Source organism: Enterococcus sp. DIV0236, from assembly GCF_050558525.1.
In the GTDB taxonomy this organism is placed as follows: Bacteria; Bacillota; Bacilli; order Lactobacillales; family Enterococcaceae; genus Enterococcus; species Enterococcus faecalis.
Genome location: NZ_CP187891.1, coordinates 1,515,881 through 1,541,301 on the forward strand (window position 1 = coordinate 1,515,881; position 25,421 = coordinate 1,541,301).

A 25,421-nucleotide genomic window follows, 5' to 3' on the forward strand; every position below is an offset into this window, starting at 1 on the left:
ATTAATGTTTGAAATGACGAGTCCCAGTAAAAATCATCGCAATACCATAATGATTCGCTAGATCGATTGATGCTTGGTCTTTAATGCTCCCGCCTGGCTGAATAATTGCTTGAATGCCATGTTGTGCAGCATATTCCACGCTATCTGCCATGGGGAAAAAGGCATCACTTGCTAAGACGGCCCCTTGTAATTTTCCAGCTGCTTGGGCTTGATCAACTGCAATTTTTACTGAACCAATTCGATTCATTTGACCAGCGCCAATCCCCACCGTTTGGCTTTCATTGGCTAAAACAATAGCGTTTGATTTTACATGTTTGACTGCTTTCCAAGCAAAGTTCAAGGCGTCTCTTTCGGCTGGTGTGGGTTGGCGCTCTGTAACAACTTGCCATGCTTGGTCATTTTCAACAACTGTATCCTGTTCTTGAATTAATAACCCGCCCATAACAGAAACTAATTCCACCGCTTTTTTTTCTTGAGCATGAAAATCTAACGTTAACAAACGAAGATTCTTTTTCTGAGATAACAGTGCCAAAGCTTCTTCCTCAAAACTAGGCGCAATAATTATCTCTAAAAAGATTTGATGCATTTCAGCCGCAGTCGCTTGGTCCACTGGACGATTCAAAACAACAATGCCACCAAAAATTGAAACTGGATCTGCTTCAAATGCCTGACGATAGGCTGCCAAAATCGTTTTTCCTGTTCCAATTCCACATGGGTTCATATGTTTAACAGCGACGACCGTTGGTTCTGTAAACTCGCTAGCAATCCGGAGTGCTGCATCAGCATCTCGAATATTGTTATATGACAGTTCTTTGCCATGAAGTTGTCGAGCGGAAGCAATGGATAATGATACAGGTACAACGGATTGATAAAAGGTGGCTTGTTGATGGCTATTTTCGCCATAACGCAATGTTTGCTTACGTTCATAAGTAAGCGTCTGTTTCTCTGGTTCAGTTTCACCCACTTGCGTCGTTAAATAGTCAGCGATAAGCGCGTCATAAGCAGCAGTATGACGAAAGACTTTTGCTGCTAATCTTTTTCTAGTGGCTAACTGGCTAGTTCCAGTGCTGCTAATTTCACTTAATACCTGTTCATAATCACTAGGATCAACCACTGCTGTTACGTCTTGATAATTTTTTGCCGCTGAACGTAACATGCTAGGACCGCCAATATCAATCATTTCAATCGCTTCTGCTTCAGAGATCGCTGGTTTTAAAATTGTTTCTTTAAATGGATAAAGATTCACTACTACAAGGTCAATAAAGTGAATGCCTTGTTCAGTCAGTGCTTTTTGATGCGTTTGGTTTCCCCTTTTTGCCAAAAGTCCGCCATGGATATTCGGATGTAACGTTTTGACACGGCCATCTAACATTTCTGGAAAGCCAGTGATGTCGTCAATAGCAAGTGTCGGTACCCCCGCTTCTTCCAAGACAGTCCTTGTTCCCCCAGTGGAGATAATTTCAAAGCCATTTGCAACTAAGCCTGCTGCAAATGTTGTCACTCCTGTTTTGTCTGAAACGCTAATCAATGCTCTTTTGGTCATTTCGTTGTCTCCTTTACAATTTGTGAAATTATTTTTGGGTACCATTCGTGCTCAAGAGCATGAATTTTCTCTGCTAATGTGTCCAATGTATCTTCAGTATCAATCTTGGTGGTTGTTTGGAAAATAATCGGTCCTGTATCAACCCCAGAGTCAACATAATGGATAGTGATTCCTGTTATTTTCACTCCATAATGAAATGCCTCTTCAATTCCGTGAAGACCTGGAAAACTAGGTAACAGAGAAGGATGAATATTGACGATTCTCTTTGGATAAGCCTCCAGTAAAGTCTTGCCGATAATTCTCAAATAACCAGCTAACACGATTAAATCGATCTGATGCTCTTTTAAATGTTTCAATACTTGTTCTTCATACTGCCCACGAGATGGAAAATCAGATGGTGAAAAGCAAACAACGGGAATCTTGCGTTTTTGGGCACGGGTCAATACATAGGCTTCAGGCTGGTCACAAAAGACTAAGCTCAACTGCCCTGCGATTTTTTTCTGGGAAAAAGCTGCAGCAATCGCCTCAAAATTGCTACCATTGCCAGATGCAAAAACAGCTATCTTCATAAGGCTTCCTTAAAAATAACGGCTTTCGTTTTCCTAGGTACCAAACGACCAATTTCAAAAGCTTCTGGCAAAAGCTCCTGAACTTTTTCAACATGCTCTGGACTCACCGCTAAAATCATCCCTAAGCCCATATTGAAAATTTCATACATTTCTTCAGATGGAATTTCACCATATTTTTGAATCAATTTAAAAATTGGTAGCACTGGCCAACTATTTAATTGAATCTCTGCAGCTAGTGAGGAAGAAAACATTCTTGGTAGATTTTCTAAAAACCCGCCGCCAGTAATATGCGCAGCCCCATGCACGAGTCCTGCTTTTAACAATGGCAATAATTCCTTCACATAAATTTTTGTTGGTGTTAATAATTCTTCCCCTAACGTTTTGGGTGCCAATTCTGGAAGCTTGTCCGTTGTTTTAAACGAATGTTTCTTAAAAAAAACATTTCTTACTAAAGAGTAACCATTAGAATGAAGACCACTTGAAGGAAGACCAATCAAGAAATCGCCTTCTTTTACGTTACTTGGAGTCAAGAGTTGACTTTTCTCAGCAATACCCACGGCAAAACCAGCCACGTCATAAGCATCTGCTTCATACATATCAGGCATTTCAGCTGTTTCGCCCCCAATTAAGGCTGCATTCGCCTCACAACAGCCAGCCGCAACACCCGCAACAATTGCTTCAACTTTAGCTGGGTTAACGGTCCCTAACGCTAAATAATCTAAAAAATATAACGGTTCGGCGCCTTGTGCGACGACATCATTGACACACATTGCTACACAATCAATTCCGATTGTCTCGTGTTTCTGTTCTTCAATTGCCAAGAGTAACTTTGTGCCTACGCCATCCGTTCCTGATACCAAAATTGGTTCTTTAAGCTTGTAACTACTTAAATCAAAACAACCACCAAAACCACCAAGCATGCCCAACGTTCCCGTCCGTTGTGTCTTTTGGCTATGCTTTTGAATTCGTTCTACTACTTCGTATCCTGCCTCAACATTTACGCCAGCTTTTGAATAGGCATTTTCCATGTCAATTCCTCCTAGTTTCTTTTTTCAAGGATGCTTGATATTGTTCTTCATAATCATACAAAGGCGTTGGATAGTCTCCATTAAAGTAAGCCATACACAGCCCAGAATAAGGAGCATCATAATTTAATTGAATCCCATCAATCAGCCCTGCTTCACTCAAAAAAGCCAGCGAATCTGCGCCAATCTGCTCTTTGATCTCTTCAATTGAATAGTTTGCCGCAATTAGTTCGTCCCTCGTCTGTATATCAATGCCATAAAAACACGGATATTTTAATGGCGGTGAAGCAATTCTGACATGAACTTCTTGCGCTTCTGCTTCTTTTAATAAATGGATAATGCGCCGAATAGTGGTTCCGCGAACAATCGAATCATCTACTAAAACGACTTTTTTTCCTTTGACCACGCCACGAACTGCCGATAGTTTCATACGGACACCTTGTTCTCTTAATTCTTGTGTCGGCTGGATGAATGTTCGAGCGACATATTGATTTTTTACTAAACCTAGTTCGTAAGGTATCTGTGCTTCTTCTGCATAGCCGCTAGCTGCAGACAATGACGAGTTCGGTACCCCAACTACCATATCAGCTGCGACTGGACTTTCGATCGCCAAGTTCTTCCCCATTCTTTTACGAGCTGTATGCACATTAACTCCAGCAATATTTGAATCTGGTCGTGCAAAATAAATATATTCCATTGCACAAATTGCCGGTTGGACTTCCGTAGTGAAAACCTCTATTTTCAAGCCTTCATCAGAAATGATGACTACTTCACCAGGCGCCACATCTTGAATAAAGCGAGCCCCAACTGTTTCTAATGCACACGTTTCGGATGCCACAACGTACGCCCCATTGTTCATTTGTCCGATGGAGAGAGGGCGAAAGCCGTTGGGATCCAGTGCAGCAATCATCATCGTTTCTGTTAATAAAAGATAAGCAAAGCCCCCCTTAACCAAATTCAAGCTCTCTTTTAGTTTATCGAGAAACGAGACAGCAGTGCTTTTTCGAATCAAGTGCATTAAAATTTCAGTGTCTGAATTGGAATGAAAAATAGCTCCTTCTCTTTCTAGTTGTTTTCGTAAACGCTTGGCATTTGTCAAATTGCCATTGTGTGCTAACCCAATTTGACTATCATAAAATTTAAATAAAAATGGCTGAATATTATCCACGCTACCCGTACCAGCGGTTGCATAGCGTACATGACCAATAGCCGCCGTTCCTTCTAACGCATTCAGTTGTTCTTGCTTTTGGAATACTTCTGCTAATAAACCTAAATCACGGTGGCCATCTAATTTCCCAGAATTGTTCGCCACAATTCCCGCGCCTTCTTGGCCTCGATGCTGTAAGCTGTGTAAACCAAAATAGGTCACTTGTGCCGCATCAGGATGACCCCAAATACCAAAAATACCACACTCTTCATTTAAGCTTTTTGCTTCATAAGACATGGAATCGCATCCTCCCATAAGGCTTTGGCTTCTTTTGTTGAACAATTGATCACATCATCTAACGCATGAATGATCAAACCAGTTTCAGTCACTTTCCCAATATGTTGAGCTTTTCTTCCGATAAGTGTTTCAAATGCTTCTTGATGCTGGGGACTAACTGAAAGAATAAAACGGGATTGCGTCTCCGCAAATAGATATTCTTTTGCTAATGGCAGTGTCACCTGTAACCCCAGTTCGTTAGCAAAAGCCGACTCGGCTAAAGCAACGGCAACGCCGCCTTCAGCGCAATCATGCGCGCTAGCAACTAGGCCTGCTTGAATTGCTTTTAAAACTAATTCTTGGTTTGCTTTTTCCTCTTTTAAATCAAATGAGCGTAATTGCCCTTCAATTCGACCCAGTTGCATTTTTTGAATTTCTGAGCCGTTAAAATCTGCGTGGGTTTCACCGATGAGATAAATTAAGTCATCCACTTGTTTAAACGCTTGTGTGGTAATTTGTGAAACATCTTCAATCACGCCCACCATGCCGATCATTGGCGTTGGATAAATGGCTTGACCATCTGTTTCATTGTAAAGAGAGACGTTCCCTGAAATCACGGGTGTTCCTAGCTGACGGCAGGCTGCGGCGATTCCATCCGCTGACGTCCATAATTCCCAAAAACTTTCTGGTTTATCAGGGGAACCATAATTCAAACAATCAGTGATAGCCAAAGGTTGTGCTCCACTTGCTACAATATTACGGGCTGCTTCTGCAACCGCAATTTGCCCACCTATTTCAGGATTTAAATACAAATAACGGCTATTACAATCTGTCGTCATCGCTAAGGCTTTATTGGTGCCCCGCACTCTTAAAACAGCTGCATCACTTCCTGGTTGCACCACTGTATTCGTTTGTACTTGACTATCATAGGTTTCGTAAACTGATTTTTTCGATGCAATCGTTGGCTGTTGCAATAGGCGTTTTAATAATTCCGTACTATTCGTAATTTCTGGAATGAAGGGCGCTAATTTTTTAAAAGCACGCATCCGCTCTGGTTCTTGATAGGCTTTCTGGTAGACAGGGGCTTCTTCTGCCAAAGCATCTACTGGTACATCTGCGACTATTTTGCCACCGTGAAAGACACGATACTGTCCATCATCTGTTACGGAGCCAATCGCTACCGCTTCTAAGTCATACGTTTGAAACAATTCACAAACTTGCTGTTCTGCTCCTTTTTCCACACAGATTAACATCCGTTCTTGGGACTCAGACAAGAGCATTTCATAGGGGCTCATCTGCGTCTCTCTCTGCGGAACTTTATCTAGCTCTAGAATCAAGCCTGAACCTGCTTTTGATGCCATTTCAGCACTTGAAGAAACCAAGCCAGCCGCCCCCATATCTTGGATGCCGATTAAAATATCTTGATGATTTTTGATTAAATCAAGACAAGCTTCCAATAATAATTTTTCCATAAACGGATCACCTACTTGTACCGCAGATCGTTGCTGTTCTTCACCTTCACTAAATTCTTCTGAAGCAAAGGTCGCACCATGAATTCCATCTCGTCCTGTTTTCGCACCTACGTAAAGAATGCTATTTCCGACGCCTTTTGCTTGGCCTTTTTGAATCTCATCATGACGAATCAATCCCACACACATAGCATTAACAAGTGGGTTTCCTTGATAACATGGCTCAAAAGCAATTTCGCCGCCAACGGTTGGAATACCAATACAATTTCCATAACCGCTAATCCCCGCCACAACTTCTTGAAACAAATAACGTGTTCGTGCATCCGTCAGTTCGCCAAATCTTAACGAATCCAGTAAAGCAATCGGCCGCGCCCCCATACTGAAAATATCGCGAATAATTCCACCAACGCCTGTAGCTGCTCCTTCGTAAGGTTCTACTGCAGAAGGATGATTATGGCTCTCTGCTTTAAAAACAACAGCTAATCCGTCACCAATATCGACAATCCCAGCTCCTTCACCAGGGCCTTGAAGCACTTGTGGCCCTTCCGTCGGAAACTTTTTTAAAACGGGCTTGGAATTTTTGTAAGAGCAATGTTCACTCCACATCACGGAGAATAAGCCAGTTTCTGTATAATTAGGTTCTCTTTGCAAAATGGTCTCAATCTGATGATATTCTTCATCTGTTAGTCCCCATTCTGCATACAACCGTGTCTCCTTGATTTCTTTTGGTGTTGGTTCATTCATCATTGGCTTAATTCCTTTCCAAAGTTTTTAATGATTGAAGCAAAAAAGCTGCGTCCATCTGTTGAACCTAACAATTCTTCCATCGCTCGTTCCGGATGAGGCATCATTCCTAGAACATTGCCCTGTTCATTACAAATACCAGCAATATTCGCAAGACTCCCGTTCACCTTTTCTTGATACGTAAAAACAATTTGGTTCTTTTCTTTCAGCTCTTGCAACGTTTTTTCATCACAATAGTAATTCCCTTCGCCATGTGCTACTGGTAAATGTATCGAAACATTTTCAGGATACTCGCTTGTAAACTTTGTGTGCGTATTCACTTTCAATGGGACACTTTTACAAATAAAACGAAGCGAATCATTTCTTAGCAACGTGCCAGGAAGTAAGCCAATTTCTGTTAAAATTTGAAAGCCATTACAAGTGCCAAAAACCATTTTGCCTTCTGTAGCAAAGCGAATCACCTCATTGATAATTGGCGAAAACCGAGCAATTGCACCACAACGTAAGTAATCGCCATAAGAAAAACCACCAGGCAATAACACGCCATCAAATTTTGCTAAAGAAGTGGCATCGTGTCGGACAAATTCTGCATCGACGCCCATCACCTCTTTGACAGCCCACAATAAGTCTGCATCACAATTGGATCCTGGAAAAACAATCACTGCCAATTTCATTTAAATTTCCTCCAAAGATAAAATTTCAAAACGATAGGATTCCATATTTACATTGGCTAATAGTTGATCACAAATTTGTTCAATTTTCTCTTCAATTGCTTCTGTCTGCTGGACGTGCATTTCAAAATACTTACCGACACGGATTTCGGCTACTTCTGTAAAACCAAGCCGATGGACTGCTTCCTTAACCGCTTCACCTTGGGGATCCAAAATTGATTCTTTATACGTAACATAGACTTTGACAAAATACATACGCGCTTCCTCCTCAATTAGCTGTTAGTAAACGTTGTAAAACTTCTTCATATACAGGAACTATTTCTCCTAATTCACGGCGATAAACATCTTTATCCAGATGTTCGTTTGTGTTTAAATCCCATAAACGACAGGTGTCTGGAGAAATTTCATCTGCCAGTAACAATTGATTGGCCTTCGTCCGACCAATCTCGATTTTAAAATCGATCAAACAAATATTGAGGCGTTGAAAGAGTTGACTAAGCGCCTGATTAATTTGTAAAGCCAATGCTTTGATCTCCACAATTTCAGCAGGAGTGGCTACTTTTAGAAATTGAATATGGTCTTCGTTAATAAAAGGATCATCCAGACGATCTTCTTTGTAATAAAATTCAATAATGGGCGTCACTAATTTAGTGCCCTCTTCAATCGCTAAACGTTTTGAAAAACTTCCTGCCGCATAATTACGTACGACAACTTCCAAAGGAATCATTTCTACGGCCTGAATTAATTGTTCGTGTTCAGATACTTTTTTGATAAAATGATTGGGAATCTTCTGTTGCTGTAAATGTTCAAAAATTAGACTAGTGATTTGATTATTTAAAGCGCCTTTCCCAAGAACTTTGTCTTTTTTTTGACCGTTTAAAGCTGTTGCTTGATCAAGATATTCCACAAAAAGAACCGCTGCATTTTCTGTTTGATACAACTTCTTCGCTTTTCCTGTATACACAAGTGCTTTCTTTTCCATTCTTTCCCTCTTCTCGTTAGCTTCATGAACGCTATTCTTTCTATGTCAGCTGATTCACATCAGTTAAAAACTTACATTAGTTACAAAAAAACAACAATCGTTCGTGTTTGTTGAATGTAAAAATAAAAAACTTGCTTGGAGCAAGCATTTATTAAGTTACATTCCAAATACCAACAGTCTCAATTTCCTTTAACGTTTCTGATAAACAAGGTGTTGTAATGGTGACGTGGCCCATTTTTCTGCCAACTTTTGATTCGGCTTTTCCATAGTAATGGACTTGCCAAGTGGGTTTTGACGTGCATAACTGGTAGCTTTTTTCTAAGTGTTCACCTAAGAGATTCACCATAACCACTGGTTGAAGTAACTGGGGTAACCCAATGCCCCAATTGCTAATCCCTCGAATATGCGCATCAAATTGACTAAATGAGCAAGCTTCAATAGAGTAATGACCTGAGTTATGAGGCCGTGGCGCTAATTCATTGACGTACAACTCTTCTGAATCCGTTAAAAACAGTTCGATAGCTAAAACCCCAGATAAATTTAATTCCTCAGCAATGTGTTGCGCCAATTCCGCTGCTTTTTGTTGCACATTCTCAGAAATTCGAGCTGGCACAATTGATTCATGCAAGATATTCTTTCGATGAATGTTTTCAGATACAGGAAAGCTTTGGTAACCATGCTTATTCCCTGCAACGATGATTGAAAGTTCTTTAGTGAAAGGCACCCACTTTTCTAATTCACAAGTAGCGTTAGCTAATAATTCAGTCGCTTGGGAGAAATCCTCTTCGCATTTTAAGACGACCTGTCCTTTTCCATCGTATCCACCTTGAATAGTTTTTAAGACACATGGAAAACCAATCTTTTCTGTTGCTTGTGGCAGCTCTTTCTGACTTTTCACTTCCGCAAAAGGGGCAATCTTACAGCCAATCGATTGAAGAAACGTTTTTTCAAGCAATCGATTTTGAGTAATTTTTAACAATTCTGTTCCTTGTGGCAACTTTTCTAGTGGAATGGCCTTTTCTAGGGAGGCCACTTCAATATTTTCAAATTCATAGGTGATCACATCGCATAACTCTGCTAGTTCAGTTAAAGCAGATATCTGATCAAAGGCTGCCACAATTTGACGGTCAGCTACTTGACCAGCTGGACTATTGAGCGTTGGGTCCAACACAATCATTTGGAAACCCATTTTTTTACCACTCATGACTAGCATTCGCCCTAACTGTCCCCCACCTATAATGCCAATAGTTGCTCCGACTTTTAAAGGTTTATTCAAGTTGTTCCCCACTTTCCACAACCGCTTTTTCCAATGATTGTCGTCTTGCTTGGATTCTTTCTGCCAACTGTAAATCATCAATACTTAGTATTTCTGCAGCTAATAACCCAGCATTGGTAGCACCTGCTGAGCCAATCGCAGTTGTTGCTACAGGAACTCCCCCTGGCATCTGCACAATAGACAACAGTGAATCAATACCGTTTAATGTTCGTGTTTTAACTGGAACACCAATGACAGGTAAGGTTGTCTTTGCAGCTACCATCCCTGGTAAATGAGCCGCTCCGCCTGCGCCAGCAATAATAACCTTCAATCCTTTTGTTCGTGATTCCTCTGCAAAACGAAACATCAAGTCAGGGGTCCTATGTGCTGATATCACTCGTTTTTCATAAGAAATTCCCAACTCTTCCAACACAAGACAAGCAGCTTTCATCGTTGCCCAGTCTGAGGTACTTCCCATAATCACAGCGACTAATGGTTTCATGAATGTAATAACTCCTTCCGCCTTTTTTCACTGTTATTCTAACAATGAGAAAAAGAGATGTCAAAGAAAAACCGAAATATTATAGATTAAAATTATATAATGTTCGTGTTTATCAAAAAAAAGAGTCATCGGAAAGATGACTCTTTTTTTGCTATTTTTAGCGTTGCTTCCTCTTTAAGAAGAAACGTCGCCTGTATTAATAACTGGTTGTGTGCCCTTATCAGTAATGATTGAGACTAGTAAATTATTAATAAGTTGTACTTTTCGTTCATCGGTAAAATTAATTTCTTGCCCTTCTTCAATCTGTTCTAAGGCCATTTGTGTCATGCTTACCGCACCTTCAACAATTGTTTGTCGAGCCGCTAAGATTGCTTTTGCTTGCTGTCTTTGCAACATGGAGCTAGCAATTTCAGTTGCATAAGCTAAATGATTCAACCGTGTTTCGATAACCTCTACACCAGCCACTGCTAAGCGTTCTTGCAATTCTTTGGTTAACTCCTCGGAAATTTGTTCGGTATTTCCTCGCAGAGTTACATCATTATCTGAAAAAGTGTCATAAGGATATTGTGTTGCTACATGCCGGATTGCCGTTTCGCTTTGAATTTCCACAAAGTCTTGATAATAATCGACATTAAATAACGCCTTAGCTGTATCGACTACCCGAAAAACGATGACCGCAGAGATTTCGATTGGATTCCCGTCAGAGTCATTGACTTTTAATAGAGAACTATTGAAATTTCGTACTTTCAAAGAAATGTTCATTTTTTGCGTAAATGGAATGGTAATAAACAACCCATTTTCTTTAATCGTACCTAAGTAGCGACCAAAAAATAAAATAGCTTTCGCCTGATTGGGACTAACAATGGTTAAGGAACTTAAAAATAAAATAGCCCCAACTAACAAAATAATACCTAAAACAACAAGAACACCATTAGTATGACTCGCTCCATAAATAAATAAACCAATTCCCGCAATTAAAATAACTAATAAGCTCGCAATTCCTACGTAGCCACTCATATAAAATGTTTTTTTCTCTTCCATCTGTTTCACTCTCCTAACTCATTTATCTGGTCCTTATTATACACCTCATTGCCTTCAATAGAGTAACTTTTAACATTAAATAAACTGATTTTTTCGGGGCTCTTGTAGTATACTGAGAACAAAGAAATCCCAAGAAAAGGAGTGATAGAATGCGCTATTTAAGCAAGGATATTTTAGAGGAAGTCATCACTCAACGCCCCTCCGACTCTTATAAAAGTAATTTTGGGCGTGTTGTATTAATCGGAGGAAACCGACAATATGGCGGAGCCATCATCATGAGTACCGAAGCGTGTATCAATAGTGGCGCTGGTCTCACCACTGTGATTACTGATGTTAAAAATCACGGGCCTTTACATGCAAGATGCCCAGAAGCGATGGTCGTGGGCTTTGAAGAAACAGTCCTTCTGACGAACGTCGTAGAGCAAGCGGAGGTTATTTTAATTGGTCCAGGTTTAGGCTTAGATGCTACTGCACAACAAATATTAAAGATGGTACTCGCCCAACATCAAAAAAAACAATGGTTAATTATCGATGGCTCAGCAATTACCCTGTTTAGCCAAGGCAATTTTTCCCTTACCTATCCTGAAAAAGTTGTTTTCACACCTCATCAAATGGAATGGCAACGTTTGAGTCACTTACCTATCGAGCAACAAACACTGGCAAATAACCAGCGTCAACAAGCAAAATTAGGCAGTACGATTGTTTTAAAAAGTCATCGCACCACAATTTTCCACTCAGGAGAACCTTTTCAAAATAAAGGTGGCAACCCTGGGATGGCTACTGGCGGAACTGGGGATACCTTGGCTGGCATCATTGCTGGTTTTTTAGCTCAGTTTAAGCCGACAATTGAAACCATTGCTAGCGCCGTTTACTTACACAGTCTCATTGGTGATGATTTGGCCAAAACCGACTATGTTGTTTTACCAACGAAGATTAGTCAAGCCTTGCCGACATATATGAAAAAATATGCCCAGCCACACACTGCACCTGATTCTGAACTATTAGAACAGAAGCGTTCGAGATAAAACCCGAAAAGGCTAAATGGTGACAAATTTTGGGTTAAAAAGCAGGATTTAAGCCTGGGCCGAAAATCAAAAGCGATTTTCAGCCCAGGCTCTCTTTTTATTTTTCCTTATAAACATTTTTTAACGTTAATGGAGCGCCAAAGGTATGAAAATTCAAGCCTTTGACTTTATCATTTTGCAGGACTGTTTGTTCATTTTGGCTAAGTGGAATCATGCCAGCAGTCGTTTCAATCACTTCTTTTTCAGCTGCAATCAGTGTCGCCCATCTTTTTTCTGGCTCTAAGGCATAGGTTGTGGCTGCTTCATCTAATAATTTGTCATAGACAGGGTTCTGATAATTGCGATCATTACCCTTGTATAAAGTCATCAGGGTAGAAATAGGATCTTGATAGTCTGGTGTCCAGTAAATTAAGAATAAATCATAGTCACTTTCTCGCCCAAAGTTCAATGCAGCTTCGGTCGGCAATGCGGTTAGCTCTATTGTCAAACCAGGAAACAGTTCTTGTAGCGAGCCTTGCAAACTTTCACCAATTTTTTTGTAAGAACCATCATCTGTTACCATCAATTCAACGTTAACCTTTTCTCCTAATTCTGCTTGTGCTTTTTTCCAATAACTTTGCGCTTTTTCTTTGTTATAAACCATTAAATTACCTGCTTCTTGACGAAAATCGAGGCCCGTTGTGGGATTCGCCACAAAGCCTTCCGTAATCGCACCATGTAGCGCTTTAGAACCATCTGCAATAATATTATTGACTAGATTTTCTTTATCTATGCCTAAAGCCAACGCTTTACGCAGGTTTTCGTTTGCAAGCGGCGTTGCTTGCCCTTTCCGTTTTTGATTTAAGCGCAAATAGTTCATTGTCGCTGTTGGGTACGAATGATACAACGTATTATTTTTATTCTGTTGCGCCAATTCACCACTTAGTGTAGCCACATCTAATTGTCCATCTTCAAAAAGATTCAATGCGGTAGATGTTTCTTTGATAACCGTATAATTGATAATGTCTGAGCGCACGTTCTGGTGATCCCAATAGCGATTATTTTTTGCTAGTTGCCAGTCCATCTTTGTTTGCTGCCAATCTTTTACCACAAACGGACCATTATAGACGACTTTATCACTAGCAGTTCCATAGTCCGCACCAAATTGTTCGACTACTTTTTGATTTTGCGGGAAAAATGTAGGGAAAGCTAACAAGGACGTAAAGTACGGTTTTGGCTCTTTGAGCGTCACTTTTAATGTATAATCATCCACAGCTATGACACCAAGTTCATTGGGTGCTAATTTCCCAGCTGAGATTTCTGCACCATTTTGAATTGTTTCAACGATGAGGAAGCTATAAACAAAGCCATTTTTAGGATCAATCATTTTTTTCCAAGCATATTCAAAATCATGCGCTGTGACAGGATCATCGTTACTCCAAACCGCTTCTTTTCTCAAAGAAATCGTGTAGGTTTTTCCATCTTCTGAAATCATCGGCAATGCTTTTGCTACGGCTGGTACCAATTGGTCTTGTTCATCTAAACTATATAACCCTTCAAACGCTGCAGTTTGGACAATAGCATCTGGAAAATCCAATAATACAGAGGTGTTGAGCGTTGTTAATTCCGAGGGTGACATCAGTTGAACGGCTTCTTTGGTATTTTTCTGTTTCTTTTTATTTTCATTTTTATTGGTACACCCAGCTAAAAATCCTACCAATAAAATACAAACCATTGTGATTTTTAAATACTTTTTCATCTTCTTTCTCCTATAACTCTTCATTTTTTTATACTCTTACTTACAGAAAGACAGCTTCCCGTTTTATTCTGTTCTTTCCACAAGCATCCAGACAACGACCGCTGGCTCCAACCCATCATTATAATTAATGTGCCCCTCACCAGCTTCAATTAATTGGGCTTGTCCAGCTTTTCCGACTAAGTCTTGACCATCTTCTAAAATCGTATGTGCTTCGCCAGAAATCACATAAGAATATTCATCCTGTTCATGGCGAGCATATCCAGCTAAAGGCCGCTTTTCACCAGGTTGTAATGTAATAATGCCCATTTGAACTTGTGCATTTGGTTGGTTTTCTTTATCAAAAAAAATCGTCATTTCTTCTGATTCTGCTGATTTAATAAGCAATAGCTTTCCCTCCTTTTTTAAATCTTATATCTTCCATTATTCCTTTAAATAGAATCAAAGTCAATATTTTTATAGAAAATTCTGAATATTCTACACAAAAAAAAGAGAGCATGAATTCTCTCTTTTTTGTCTCTTTAAACTTTTACAATCCAGCCTTCTGGCGCTTCTTTGTCACCAAACTGTATGCCAACCAGTTCATCATATAGTTGCTTAGTCACTGGTCCAACTTCCGTTTCACTATAAAATACATGGAAATCTGTGCCGTTTTGAATCCCACCAATAGGAGAAATAATCGCCGCTGTGCCACAAGCACCCGCTTCGGAGAAGTCCGCTAATTGATCAATGTAAACGTCTCCTTCAAGCGCCGTCATCCCTAAACGTTCTTTTGCTAGCGTCAATAATGAATATTTAGTAATACTTGGTAAAATAGACGCTGATTTCGGCGTAATAAAAGTACCCTCTTTGGTTATGCCAAAGAAATTAGCTGCACCAACTTCTTCAATTTTCGTATGCGTATACGGATCTAAATAAATGCAATCACTAAATTCTTTCTCATGTGCTTCTGCACCTGGTAAAAGACTAGCTGCATAATTGCCCCCCACTTTAGCGGCCCCGGTTCCTCGACCGGCCGCTCGATCATATTCAGAAACGATAAAGTTGGTTGGTGCTAAACCATTTTTAAAATAGGAACCAACCGGCACGCAAAAAATAGAAAAAATGTATTCTTTGGCAGGTGCTACGCCAATATTATCGCCGACACCAATCATATAAGGGCGAAGATACAACGTGCCACCCGTTCCATATGGCGGTAAATAAGCAAGGTTGGCTTTCACCACTTCTTGGCATGCAGAAACAAAGGTTTCTACTGGCACTTGTGGCATCAGTAGACGCGCACAACTTTTTTGTAGCCGTTTGGCATTTTCATCTGGACGAAACAAATTGACAGAACCATCTGCACATTGATACGCTTTTAATCCTTCAAAACATTGTTGGCCATAATGTAGAGCAGGCGAACCTTCACTAATCGTTAACTGATTGTTATCTGTTAGCGTGCCTTCTTCCCACTTGCCATCTCGCCAATAACTAATATAACGAAAGGGCGTTTTAATGTAAGAAAATCCTAAATTATTCCAATCAAGATTGGCTTTTTCCATTGTCGTAGCACCTCAATTATTTTGATTTTTTATCTTAATTAGTGTAATTGTACCCACCAAAAACTAGAAAAGCAAGTCTTATTCTCATTCTTAACTTTCTTAACTTTTGTTATTTTTTCTTACTTGTCCATTTCTCCCTCGCAAAAAAACCTTGATAACCGTTTCTTGAATTGCAACGGAATATCAAGGTGTCGAAAAATTATTCAGTATACTCTTTGGTTTCTTGTAACGTACCATCTTGCTTATAGATTTTCAGCTTTGTTTGCTTATTCCGAGCAATTTCTTGAGCTCGTTTAACCGCCTCTTGTTTGTGGGTAAATGTATTACTTGCTTTTTCAGCGCTGTCTGAAATCACCAACCATTGGTCGTCTTTATATTTAACGTTGACAGCCGCCGTTAATAATTTTCCCGCATGTTTATCCTGTTTATGCGAATCTTGTTTCGTAGGATTTGCTTCTTGTTCAAATGCCTTTTTGTCTGCTGCACTTGCCTCTTGATACCATTTCTCCGCTTGACTAATCGCAATTGGAATGGCGCGATCATCAGGGTAGCCATCCGCAAGCAACGCATTGCCAATATCTATCGCTTTTTTCCGAATCAAAGGTGCTAAATTTTTCATTGATGTAGGATAATCATTCATATTCCAAGGCATCAAAATCTCCTCCTTAAATTCTGTCTATTACTAGCTTACTACAGAAAAGGAACATTTGAAAAAGAAATGATTACTTTGAATATTTCCTGAACCTTCTTGAGAGAATAAGCCTAATTTCCCATTAGCCAAACTTCTCAATCTTTGAGTGTATAATTACTCATTTCCCTTTGAATCAGTTATGATAAAGGAAGAAATAAATAAATTTTTTGGAGGGATTTTCATGAAAATGTCTAAAGTACTCACCACTGTTTTGACGGCAACTGCTGCTCTTGTGCTGCTTAGTGCTTGTTCATCTGATAAAAAAACAGATAGTAGTTCTAGTAGCAAAGAAACAGCTAATTCAAGTACAGAAGTAGTCTCTGGTGCTTCAATTAGTGCCAAGCCTGAAGAGCTCGAAATGGCGTTAAGTGATAAAGGAAATTGGATTGTCGCAGCTACTGACAATGTCACTTTTGATAACGAGGTAACAGTTGCTGGTACTTTCCATGATAAGGGGAAAGATTCCAACGATGTCTATCGTAAATTAGCGCTTTATTCTCAAGATGATAATAAAAAAGTAACTGCTGAATATGAAATCACGGTTCCTAAGCTAATCGTTTCTTCTGAAAATTTCAACATCGTTCACGGGACTGTCAAAGGTGATATTGAGGTGAAAGCAAATGGCTTTACTTTAAATGGTACCAAAGTTAATGGCAATATTACTTTTGATAAACAAGAATACAAAGATTCTGCTGACTTAGAAAAAGATGGTGCCACTGTTACTGGTGAAGTCACCGTAGCCAATAATTAAGTTATTACCAGACAATTTTAACTAGTAAAAAACCAATGACAAATGTTCAATCAAATTTGTCATTGGTTTTAGTTTGTAAACACAGTGCCAGCATTGGTAGATAATTACAAAATGAACTCACTCTTTGCCATAAGCCTAAATAATTAAATGGTTTTACCTGTTGCAACTGTGGAATCCTTGCTAAGCCATATAAGCCGGCTGCAAGCATACATAAAATAAACAAAAAGCCAAAAAGGTTTTTATTTTTTTGCGAACCGTATTTACTGTAGATAATGGTTAAGACGCCTGATAACAACAAAAAGCCTGTATAACCGACTGCTGATCCTCCGTTATGAAGCGCGGCAGCAACTGTGCCAGCGGTTGAAGTGTCTACGCTGAAGAGCCCACTGAAAATACAATCAAATAAACCATAAGCGCCAATCATTGCCACTACTAACCAAGCACCTTTTTTCGTTTTTCTGGAAAAAATAGCATATATCCTAGGTAAACTTGCTAACATCAACATTCCCGCAATGATAGTTAACCGATTAAAGTTTTCCCTAACTGGACTATTCACATCACCTAATAAGCTAATTACTTCTGTCAATTGATTGTAACCTTGATCTTTGAATCCGACATAATAAGGTGTAAAAAAATCAAGTAAGACCCCTAAAACTAAAAAATAGCCGCCATATTTTTTTAAAAACTGCATCTATTCACCTCAATTTTGATTTTCTATTTACTTCAAGTATAGCATATCAAAAATTCCAAATAATGAAACTTTCTTTCTCACTAAAAAACTTTTCGTCAACGCGAGACGAAAAGTTTTACTTTAGGATTCAATAGAATCTACAATCTTATCATTTTCTTTTGATTCATTTAGCCACTCCGAGACAATAATTTTAATGATTGCAGCAACAGGAACTGCTAAAAACATCCCTAAGACGCCGAAGTACGCTCCCCCAATCGTAATTGAAACAATAATTAAAATCGGATTGACATTTAGGGCATCTCCCATAATTCGAGGACCAATAATATTGCCGTCAATTTGTTGTAAAATTAATAAAACTAGTAACACCGTAATTGCTTGAGTAACACCACCTGTGAAAAGCGTAATCACACCAGCAACAATTGACGCAAAAATCGAACCAAAATAAGGAATCATATTACAAATACCTAATAAAATCCCCAAAGTCACAGCAAATTTCACATTCAAAATACTTAACAAAATCGTTGATGAAACGCCAATTATACAAGCATCAAGAAATTGGCAGCTGATAAATTTATAGAAAATTTTATTCGTTGTATTTAACCAGGTTTGTGTTTGCTTGTACACTTTTTCAGACAGCAATTTGTGGGCAGCCTTTTCAACAAATGTCAAAATAGATTGCTTAAATACCAGCGCATATATTGAGATAATCAACGTCAAAAATGCATTTAAAAAGAATGATGAAACATTTTTAGTCAACGTTCCTAATGAAAACAACGCTTGTGTCCATTGATTTAAAAAACGTTCTGGCGACAAATCTTTAAGGACACTATTTAAATATTTTTCAATCGCGGCTGTTTTTAAAATCCCTTTATCTTCTAAACTCATTACAAACTGAACCATGTGATCATAAAAAGTGGGTAAAGAGTTTGCTAAATCTACTAAATTACTAATGAGTAGCGGAACGATATAGTTTAATGTCAAGACAAAAATAAACAAAATAATCAGGTACAAAAGGAGTACACTCAAGCCGTGTTTCGCTTTTTTAACGACTGGTAAAGGAACTCTTTCTAGTAATCCCTCGATTTTTTTCTGACTTCCACTCAATAAATAAGCAATCACGAACCCAGTAATGAATGGGGATAAGATGCCTAATAAACCCGAAACGCTATGGACAAAGTGCTGATAATTCGTGATTAATAAATAGCCAACAATCAGCGCCATTACAAATAAAAAGCGGACAACCCAGTAATTCCAATCAACATTGTATTTCTTCAATCACTTCACCTCTAAATAAATTATGCCTATCATTGTAATTGTAAACGATTTGTGGCAAAAGGCAAGTTTGTCCATTCGTTCTTGATGAAATACACAAAGAAGCCTGACACTTTAAAAAATGTGTCGGTTTATTCTGCAGTATAAAAATGAGGCACTAGGCCTTTCTTCTTTTCATAAAAGAAGCAACTTGGGCTACAAGTACGTTTAACTTGTAGCCCAAGTTGCTTAGATAGACTAAATTTATTTTTTCGATTCCACTGTGACCGTAAAGTTATCCATAATGAAATCTTTATCGGCACCTGTTGTAAAAATACCAAACGTAGTGTTTCCTGAAGCATCCCCAATTATTTCTGCTTCATAATGCTTGGTTTGACCATCTGCTGCTGTCGAAGTCAACTCACCGACTGGCTTAAAGTCATTGTTATTTTTCAACTCCCCATTAATGGTCCCAGCAGTAAAGACATTTTCACCATCAGTTTGATAATCAAATTGGACCGTATATTTCTTGTTCGGTTCAAATTTAATATTTTGCGGAATTGTTTGAAGCATCAATCCTGCTCCTTGTTTATGGGCTTTCAAGGACCAGTTGCCTTCTAATACATCTGAAACAAGATTTCCATTCCAACCATATTGTGTGTAAGGTTCATTTCTTTCTGATAAATGAATCCGTGGATCTTCTACACCACCAGCTGAGCCTTTAACGAAAGGATATAATCCAACTGCTTGTGTGTCTTCAAAATCTTGCTTAATAACTGTTTGTTTGTCTGGGTTCATGATATCCGTTTGACGCTCAACAATTCGTAAATCATCAAATTTTGTAACGGAATTGCCTTTATCAACCGCTAACGTCACCGAGCCTTTTTTGGCATTATCTGGGATTTCAAAATCAATTCGCATATTTTGCATATACTGCGGATTTTTCCTGCTTGTATGGTTAATATCTGCCTGAATGTAGTTTTGGGCAACCGAATTATTCACTGTCCGCGTATATTTTTTACCACCAATTTTAACAGTTACTGTGGCTTTGCGATCATGTGTTTCTGTGTTTAAATACAAACTATATTTTCCTGGTTTAGGAAGATTGATGTCTTGTTTGATTTCGGTTCTTTCTTTTTCTGAACTAAAGACATAATCACCGTTAGCATCTTTTTTAACCTCTCCATCACCTCGGAAAACTTTCCAGTTATTTTTTAAGGTATTGGCTTCATTAAATCCAGGATCTTTAAATGGTGTTCCTGTTCCAAATGTCATCGGTTCAATACTGTCAGGTTCAGCAATGACATACGGTGTATTAGCCTCGGCTTGGATGGTCACTTGGTTATTTGTAGTGGCAATTGCGCCTTTGTCAATACGCCCTTGATCTGTTAATTCATATAAATGTAAATTCGTTTTTCCTTGCATTTTCTTATCCAATGACCAAGTGCTGGTACCGCCTTTTGGATTCCAGTGATATAGTTTGTCTTGACCATTGACATTCCAAGGCAGTAGATACGCATCACCTTTTAGAACTTCTGTCTCATTTAACGTAATGCTTCTTGGCGAATTAGCATCTGCTTGAGTAACGGTCACTTTTTCAGCACCGTTCGCTAATTTAATTGTGCCATAGATTTGACCATCTGCTGCTGTTGTAGTTTCCCAGTTTGTAATTTGGTAATGTTGTAAGAACTTAGTTGGGACATTAATGGCAAAAGTTTTTTGGCGATAGGTATTAAAATTGGTTTTACCCACCCAACCTTCATAGGCTTCAAATTCAGCTCCACCTAACAAAGGGTTGTCGGAAATAATCCAAGTGTCTTTTTGATGATTCCGAATAAAACGAACGATTGTACTGTTAAAGCCTTTCGTTGTTGTACCGCCGTAATCTTTTTCTGCAGACCAATGGTTCCAAACCGAGTCATACTCTAAAGCATTCGGAAATTCATTGGTTGTAAACCAACCGAGTGAATTAATTTCTTTACTTAGTTGACGACTTGCCCAACCTGATTCGCCTTGGTTGCCCCAAACATCAACATAAATATAATCTAGATTCGGTGCTTTTTGTTTTAATTCTTTAAAGCGCTCATAGCGACGACCACTCAATGCATCGGGTCTTTGTTTAATAAAATAAGACGGATCTAACCAATCCCAGCCACGCTTCGTTGGATCAACTAATTCCTCATTAAATCCTTTTGCTTCTGGGTAAGACTCGGTGTCATTAATATGCACACCGAAAACGGCATTTAATTTATGTCCTTCATCAATTAATTGATTCAACGCTTGTTCCCCACCAGGTCGCTGACCAATAGCACCGTAATCTGGATGCGCAGAATCATGTCCTTCATTTTGATACCCTTTTAGTAAATTCATTTGTCCTAATCCATCTGTTAAATTGTAAATACGTTTTGATTCGTCTAACGTCACTAAGAATGGATTTGTCGCCTGACTAGCAAAGTTAAAAGGAATCCGTTGGTTGACTAATTCAGGGACTTTTTCCGCGCCCATTGGGTTATTCATAATTGAACGGAACCCAATTGCCGCATCTTGCCAATCCACCCGATTGTCGTCGTTGCTATCTTTTGAGAATTTAACTTTCACTTCTGGTGTTTCTCCAGTTGTGTAATCTTCCGGTGCATCAAATGGTCGATAGGTCCATGCCCCACTTGACAAGGTTGTTACAAAACCAGTCGCCGCTTCTTTTGTTTGTTTATGGATTCGATTGTTGTCACTACCATCGACAGAGCCGTCTCCATAGGCGTTCGTCCAAAAACTTGCAGCATAATTCGCCGTATTTAAGAAACCATACATATATTTTTTCGTTTCTTCTTGGCTTGTTGTAGTTAAATCTTGGATAGTATCACCATTTTTATTTCCGTTATTTGCATTTGTCCCAGTATTCATCACAACGCCAGCAAAAGTCGCCCCTTCATCTGTACTATTGACAGAAATCAAGCCTTGATTTGGAATTGAAATTGTGTGTATTTTGATTCCTTCTTCACGAATATCTGAGAGTTTCATAGCTAATTCTTGGCCTTCGGAAACAGTCAATGTCGTTGTGAAATGCAAACCAATTTCTGGGACAGCTACGTTATAAACGGCTTGATTTGCTTCACTCTTTTGTTTTTCAGCAGTTGCTTTATATGCTTTGCCATCAATCATTACTTGGTCAATTTTCTCGTGTTGGCCATTAAAAATCACTTGATTACTCTGAGGGTCTTCGTAGCGAATAATTCGTGGAAATTGTGGATCAACCACGGCTGTTAAATCTGCGGAAGAGATTTTGTCGCCTTTTTCAGCTTCATTGTCTTTAGCAACAACAATGCTGGCTTTTGCTTTGATGTTTGTATTTTCCAAAGTACCGTCGACTTCAAAAGTTCCTGGTTCTTTGTATGCAGCAGGATCGATTTCATCCCAACGGACTGCTTCATTGGCTTCTTTACCAGTATTATAGGTCACTTTTACTTGTTTCGGTAATTTTGGTGCGACACCAATTTTTGTAAAAACTTTGACTGGCGCAATTTGGGTCACTTCTGGCACAATTTCTGGAATGCTATCTACGGGGCCATTTTTAAAATAGTCATAATTGACAATTTTTTTGTCGTACCACAAACGGACACCCACATGTCCGGCTTCTGTTGGAATTTTGTCTCCGTTGGCCAAAACAGGTTCTCCTTCGTAAATCAACGTGGTGTTAAGCCAGATAGTAATTTTTTCACCAACATAACGTACTTTCAACAAATAATTCGTATCTTCATTTAACGTTGGCCCAGAAATTGAATCATTCCACGAATTAGGGCTTTCAACTAACCATTTGCCATTCGCGTTATAGCCTACAAAAACCCAGCTATCTTTGGTATTACCACGAATAATCACACCCGTTCGACCGCTTCCAGCAGTGTATTTAAACTTTGTTTCTACTTCACCATCAGCTAATTTAGGGGAATCTAAATTTAAAGATACGGCATTATTACCTGCTGCTGCATCTCGTGAAATCGCCAATGACTCTCCTGCTAATTCTCGATTTGTTTTACCAATCACATCTTGCCACTCACCAATTTTCCCTCCTGGAAAATCAGATTGCCACAATTTTTCTTCTGTTGCGGTAGGTTCCACCATTGATGAGCTTGTTTCAGTGCTGCTGTTTGTTGTTTCTTCTGCAGACGTACTTAATGGTACTAAAATCGTTGCGCTTGCCAATAGTGTCAATGTACTAAATCGTTTTATTTTTCCATGTTTCATCTGATAAATCAGCCCCCTAACATTTTTGAACACGCTTTCATTATTAACAATTAAAGGGGCGTTCCAAAAATAAATTCTTTTATTTTTGGAACGTCCATTTCTAAATCATTCTCTTAAAAACTTTAATTACTTACGACAACAAGTCAGAATTATTCATCCTCATCATCTACTGCAACATTTAGCAGCAATTCGTTGACTTTCACAATACTTTCTGCTGATTCCTTAACATAGTCACCTTCGATCGCTAATAAACTTGCATTTACATAGCTGATAACCATCGGTAAATTCATCCCAGTATATAAGTCAAACGAAGCACCTTGCATAATTTTTTTCGATAAAATATTACAAGGTGTCCCCCCTAATAGATCAGCAAAGACAACAAAATCTTCTAGCGATTCCGTAATCGCTTCAAATTTTTCTAAAAAGTCAGCTTCACCTTCTTCTGGTAATAAAGTAACAGTGGAAATTGTTTCTTGCGGTCCTATAATCATCTCCGCACTTTTTTTCAATTCCTCGCAAAAACGGCCATGACTTACTAAAACTAAATGTTCACTCATCGATTTTCTCCTGTCTTACTTATTTTGAAATAACACCTAACGCAGACAATGCGACACAGACAATTAATACGATAAAAATGGCTTTAGTAGACGTCATATTCTTTTTACCTAGCATCCAATAAACGCCACCGACAATTCCTGCAGGAAGTAGACGTGGTAAAATCATATCCAAGTTATTTTGCATGTTAAGTGTTACATCCCCAATACTTGGTGCCCATGATAGTTTCACATTAACCATCGTTGCCACTAAAGCGCCAACCATGAAGACCCCTAGTAAAGTTGCAGCGTCTGTTAAGGCAGTTAAGCGGTGTTGCATAGTTGTTACCAAAGAAATTCCTTCGCGATACGCAAATTCCAATTGTTTCCAACGGAAGACCATCACGGCAATTTGAGCAACAATCCAGATAAAGATACCAGTTGGGTTGCCATTAATCGCCATGTTGGCAGCTAGCGCCCCAAAAATAGTTGGAATTAAAGCTGCGAAAATTGAATCCCCAATTGCTGCAAACGGTCCCATTAAACCAGTTTTCAAACCTGAAACTGTTTGTTTTCCAGCAATGCCTTCTTTTTCTTCAATGGCCAAATCGATCCCTGTAATAATCGTATTAAAGAAGTTTGAAGTATTGAAAAATTGCGTGTGTGTTTTCATCACTTCTTTTAATTCAGGCGTATCATCCCCATAAATTTTACGCAATTGTGGCAAAATCGTATACAAGTAACCTGATCCTTGCATTCTTTCGTAGTTCCAACCTAATTGGAAAGTAAACAAGCTTCTGCGATTAATTTGTTTAAAATCTTCTTTCGTCAATTTATAATTAGATTTCGTCATCTTCAATCTCTCCTTCGTCTGAATCATTCGCTGCATGTTCTTTTTTGGCTGCTGGCCCACTCGGAATCATTTGGCCATTTTTGTAGCTAATTGCGGCTAAAGCGAAACCAATTAAAGCAACTGCTAACATTGGTAGTGCGTTAAATACACCACTGAAGTCTTTCACAACGCTCGCAACAGATGTTCCTAAAAGTTGCATGTTTGTAAAGATTGTTCCTAGTAAAGCAGTTACAGTGAAACCAAGAATTAAATAAGGGAAATGTTTTTTCACTGGTAAGTAACGTAGTAAAATTGCAAAACCGACCGCTGGTAAGACCGCCCCAGCAACAGACAAGCCATCACCTAACCATTTCAAATCGCCATTTAGGACAGATACAACTTTTTGTACTAAACCACCACCAAAAGCAAGTGCTAAGAAGACTGGAATCATTCGAGAAAGAGACCATGGTAAAGCACCCATTAAGAAGTTACGTTCAATTCCTTTGTAGTTCATATCTTCGACCATTTTATCAATCCGATGTGCAAAGTAGGTATTCGCAAAGCGAGCCAAAATGTCTAATTGAATCATTAAACTAGCAACTGGTACTGCAATAGCAGCGATTGCTTGTTCAGGATTCATTCCTAAAGACACAGAAAATGCTGTGGCAAGAATCGTGCCTGAGTTAGCATCAATTTTGGAGGCACCCCCGAAAGTCCCAACTCCTAATACAGTTAATTGCATACTTCCACCAATAATAAGTCCTGCTTTAATATCCCCCATCACTAATCCTGCAAAAAGACCTGCAAACACTGGCGCACTTAATGAAGAATAAATTTGTAATTCATCTAAAATTTGGTATCCTGCGTATAATGTTAATAATAAGATCTGCCACCATAAGATATTCATT

The 25,421-nt window shown here is 39.0% G+C and carries 23 protein-coding genes; 2 read left to right on the top strand and 21 right to left on the bottom strand.

Translation table 11 applies throughout. The features are described 5' to 3' along the window. Window position 1 precedes the first annotated feature (1 nt). The 11 genes from purH to IGK27_RS07510 form a co-directional block, all read right to left on the bottom strand. Window positions 2-1,588, bottom strand: a complete 1,587-nt coding sequence (gene purH / locus IGK27_RS07460; protein ID WP_373419328.1) for a bifunctional phosphoribosylaminoimidazolecarboxamide formyltransferase/IMP cyclohydrolase — start codon at window positions 1,586-1,588, stop codon at window positions 2-4. Continuing rightward, window positions 1,540-2,112, bottom strand: a complete 573-nt coding sequence (gene purN, locus IGK27_RS07465) for a phosphoribosylglycinamide formyltransferase (RefSeq protein ID WP_033626680.1) — start codon at window positions 2,110-2,112, stop codon at window positions 1,540-1,542. Before purN ends, purH begins: the two co-directional genes overlap by 49 nt. Further along, the gene (purM, locus tag IGK27_RS07470; protein ID WP_267589402.1) at window positions 2,109-3,140 is read right to left on the bottom strand and encodes a phosphoribosylformylglycinamidine cyclo-ligase; all 1,032 of its coding nucleotides are present in this window, start codon (window positions 3,138-3,140) and stop codon (window positions 2,109-2,111) included. Before purM ends, purN begins: the two co-directional genes overlap by 4 nt. Window position 3,141: 1 nt before the next feature. Beyond that, complete coding sequence (gene purF, locus IGK27_RS07475; RefSeq protein WP_002385863.1) at window positions 3,142-4,581, bottom strand: amidophosphoribosyltransferase; 1,440 nt, start codon at window positions 4,579-4,581, stop codon at window positions 3,142-3,144. Beyond that, window positions 4,557-6,776, bottom strand: coding sequence for a phosphoribosylformylglycinamidine synthase subunit PurL (purL, locus tag IGK27_RS07480; protein ID WP_002357273.1), 2,220 nt, complete (start codon window positions 6,774-6,776; stop codon window positions 4,557-4,559). Before purL ends, purF begins: the two co-directional genes overlap by 25 nt. Continuing rightward, window positions 6,773-7,447, bottom strand: coding sequence for a phosphoribosylformylglycinamidine synthase subunit PurQ (gene purQ / locus IGK27_RS07485; protein ID WP_002357272.1), 675 nt, complete (start codon window positions 7,445-7,447; stop codon window positions 6,773-6,775). Before purQ ends, purL begins: the two co-directional genes overlap by 4 nt. Further along, window positions 7,448-7,699, bottom strand: coding sequence for a phosphoribosylformylglycinamidine synthase subunit PurS (gene purS / locus IGK27_RS07490; RefSeq protein WP_002357271.1), 252 nt, complete (start codon window positions 7,697-7,699; stop codon window positions 7,448-7,450). It abuts the gene before it with no gap. A gap of 13 nt (window positions 7,700-7,712) precedes the next feature. Then, window positions 7,713-8,426, bottom strand: coding sequence for a phosphoribosylaminoimidazolesuccinocarboxamide synthase (gene purC, locus IGK27_RS07495; RefSeq protein WP_002357270.1), 714 nt, complete (start codon window positions 8,424-8,426; stop codon window positions 7,713-7,715). Between the two features lie 151 nt (window positions 8,427-8,577). After that, window positions 8,578-9,702, bottom strand: coding sequence for a 5-(carboxyamino)imidazole ribonucleotide synthase (purK, locus tag IGK27_RS07500; protein ID WP_002371924.1), 1,125 nt, complete (start codon window positions 9,700-9,702; stop codon window positions 8,578-8,580). Further along, complete coding sequence (gene purE / locus IGK27_RS07505) at window positions 9,695-10,183, bottom strand: 5-(carboxyamino)imidazole ribonucleotide mutase (RefSeq protein ID WP_002357268.1); 489 nt, start codon at window positions 10,181-10,183, stop codon at window positions 9,695-9,697. The genes purK and purE overlap by 8 nt, the downstream gene beginning before the upstream one ends. Before the next feature lie 174 nt (window positions 10,184-10,357). Continuing rightward, window positions 10,358-11,224, bottom strand: coding sequence for an SPFH domain-containing protein (locus IGK27_RS07510; protein WP_002357267.1), 867 nt, complete (start codon window positions 11,222-11,224; stop codon window positions 10,358-10,360). Window positions 11,225-11,373: 149 nt separating this feature from the next. Here IGK27_RS07510 and IGK27_RS07515 point away from each other — a divergent pair, with 149 nt between their 5' ends. Continuing rightward, window positions 11,374-12,249, top strand: a complete 876-nt coding sequence (locus IGK27_RS07515; protein WP_002371925.1) for an NAD(P)H-hydrate dehydratase — start codon at window positions 11,374-11,376, stop codon at window positions 12,247-12,249. Window positions 12,250-12,346: 97 nt separating this feature from the next. Here the strand turns inward: IGK27_RS07515 and IGK27_RS07520 are convergent, their stop codons facing one another. From IGK27_RS07520 to IGK27_RS07535, 4 genes are all read right to left on the bottom strand, one after another. Next, window positions 12,347-13,987 (bottom strand): peptide ABC transporter substrate-binding protein, encoded by a 1,641-nt coding sequence (locus IGK27_RS07520; RefSeq protein WP_002357265.1) that lies wholly within the window; start codon window positions 13,985-13,987, stop codon window positions 12,347-12,349. A 63-nt stretch (window positions 13,988-14,050) separates the two neighbouring features. Continuing rightward, window positions 14,051-14,371, bottom strand: coding sequence for a cupin domain-containing protein (locus tag IGK27_RS07525; RefSeq protein ID WP_002357264.1), 321 nt, complete (start codon window positions 14,369-14,371; stop codon window positions 14,051-14,053). 134 nt (window positions 14,372-14,505) lie between these two features. Continuing rightward, window positions 14,506-15,525: a branched-chain amino acid aminotransferase gene (locus IGK27_RS07530; protein WP_002357262.1), complete on the bottom strand. Its 1,020-nt coding sequence runs from the start codon at window positions 15,523-15,525 to the stop codon at window positions 14,506-14,508. A gap of 199 nt (window positions 15,526-15,724) precedes the next feature. Beyond that, a complete protein-coding gene (locus IGK27_RS07535) occupies window positions 15,725-16,177 on the bottom strand; it encodes a DUF2188 domain-containing protein (RefSeq protein WP_002357261.1) in 453 nt (150 codons plus the stop codon). A gap of 178 nt (window positions 16,178-16,355) precedes the next feature. Between IGK27_RS07535 and IGK27_RS07540 the strand changes: the two genes are divergently transcribed. Then, window positions 16,356-16,967: a hypothetical protein gene (locus tag IGK27_RS07540; RefSeq protein WP_002381806.1), complete on the top strand. Its 612-nt coding sequence runs from the start codon at window positions 16,356-16,358 to the stop codon at window positions 16,965-16,967. 46 nt (window positions 16,968-17,013) lie between these two features. Here the strand turns inward: IGK27_RS07540 and IGK27_RS07545 are convergent, their stop codons facing one another. The 6 genes from IGK27_RS07545 to IGK27_RS07570 form a co-directional block, all read right to left on the bottom strand. After that, window positions 17,014-17,658, bottom strand: a complete 645-nt coding sequence (locus tag IGK27_RS07545) for a DUF998 domain-containing protein (RefSeq protein ID WP_002378408.1) — start codon at window positions 17,656-17,658, stop codon at window positions 17,014-17,016. Window positions 17,659-17,778: 120 nt separating this feature from the next. Then, a complete protein-coding gene (locus IGK27_RS07550; protein ID WP_002386882.1) occupies window positions 17,779-18,933 on the bottom strand; it encodes an AI-2E family transporter in 1,155 nt (384 codons plus the stop codon). Between the two features lie 240 nt (window positions 18,934-19,173). Beyond that, window positions 19,174-23,148, bottom strand: coding sequence for an endo-alpha-N-acetylgalactosaminidase family protein (locus IGK27_RS07555; RefSeq protein WP_002357256.1), 3,975 nt, complete (start codon window positions 23,146-23,148; stop codon window positions 19,174-19,176). 149 nt (window positions 23,149-23,297) lie between these two features. Then, complete coding sequence (locus tag IGK27_RS07560) at window positions 23,298-23,705, bottom strand: PTS sugar transporter subunit IIA (RefSeq protein ID WP_002357255.1); 408 nt, start codon at window positions 23,703-23,705, stop codon at window positions 23,298-23,300. 19 nt (window positions 23,706-23,724) lie between these two features. Next, on the bottom strand, window positions 23,725-24,534 hold the full coding sequence (locus tag IGK27_RS07565; RefSeq protein ID WP_002357254.1) for a PTS system mannose/fructose/sorbose family transporter subunit IID: 810 nt from the start codon (window positions 24,532-24,534) through the stop codon (window positions 23,725-23,727). Further along, a complete protein-coding gene (locus tag IGK27_RS07570) occupies window positions 24,521-25,420 on the bottom strand; it encodes a PTS mannose/fructose/sorbose/N-acetylgalactosamine transporter subunit IIC (protein WP_002357253.1) in 900 nt (299 codons plus the stop codon). Before IGK27_RS07570 ends, IGK27_RS07565 begins: the two co-directional genes overlap by 14 nt. Window position 25,421: the final 1 nt, after the last annotated feature.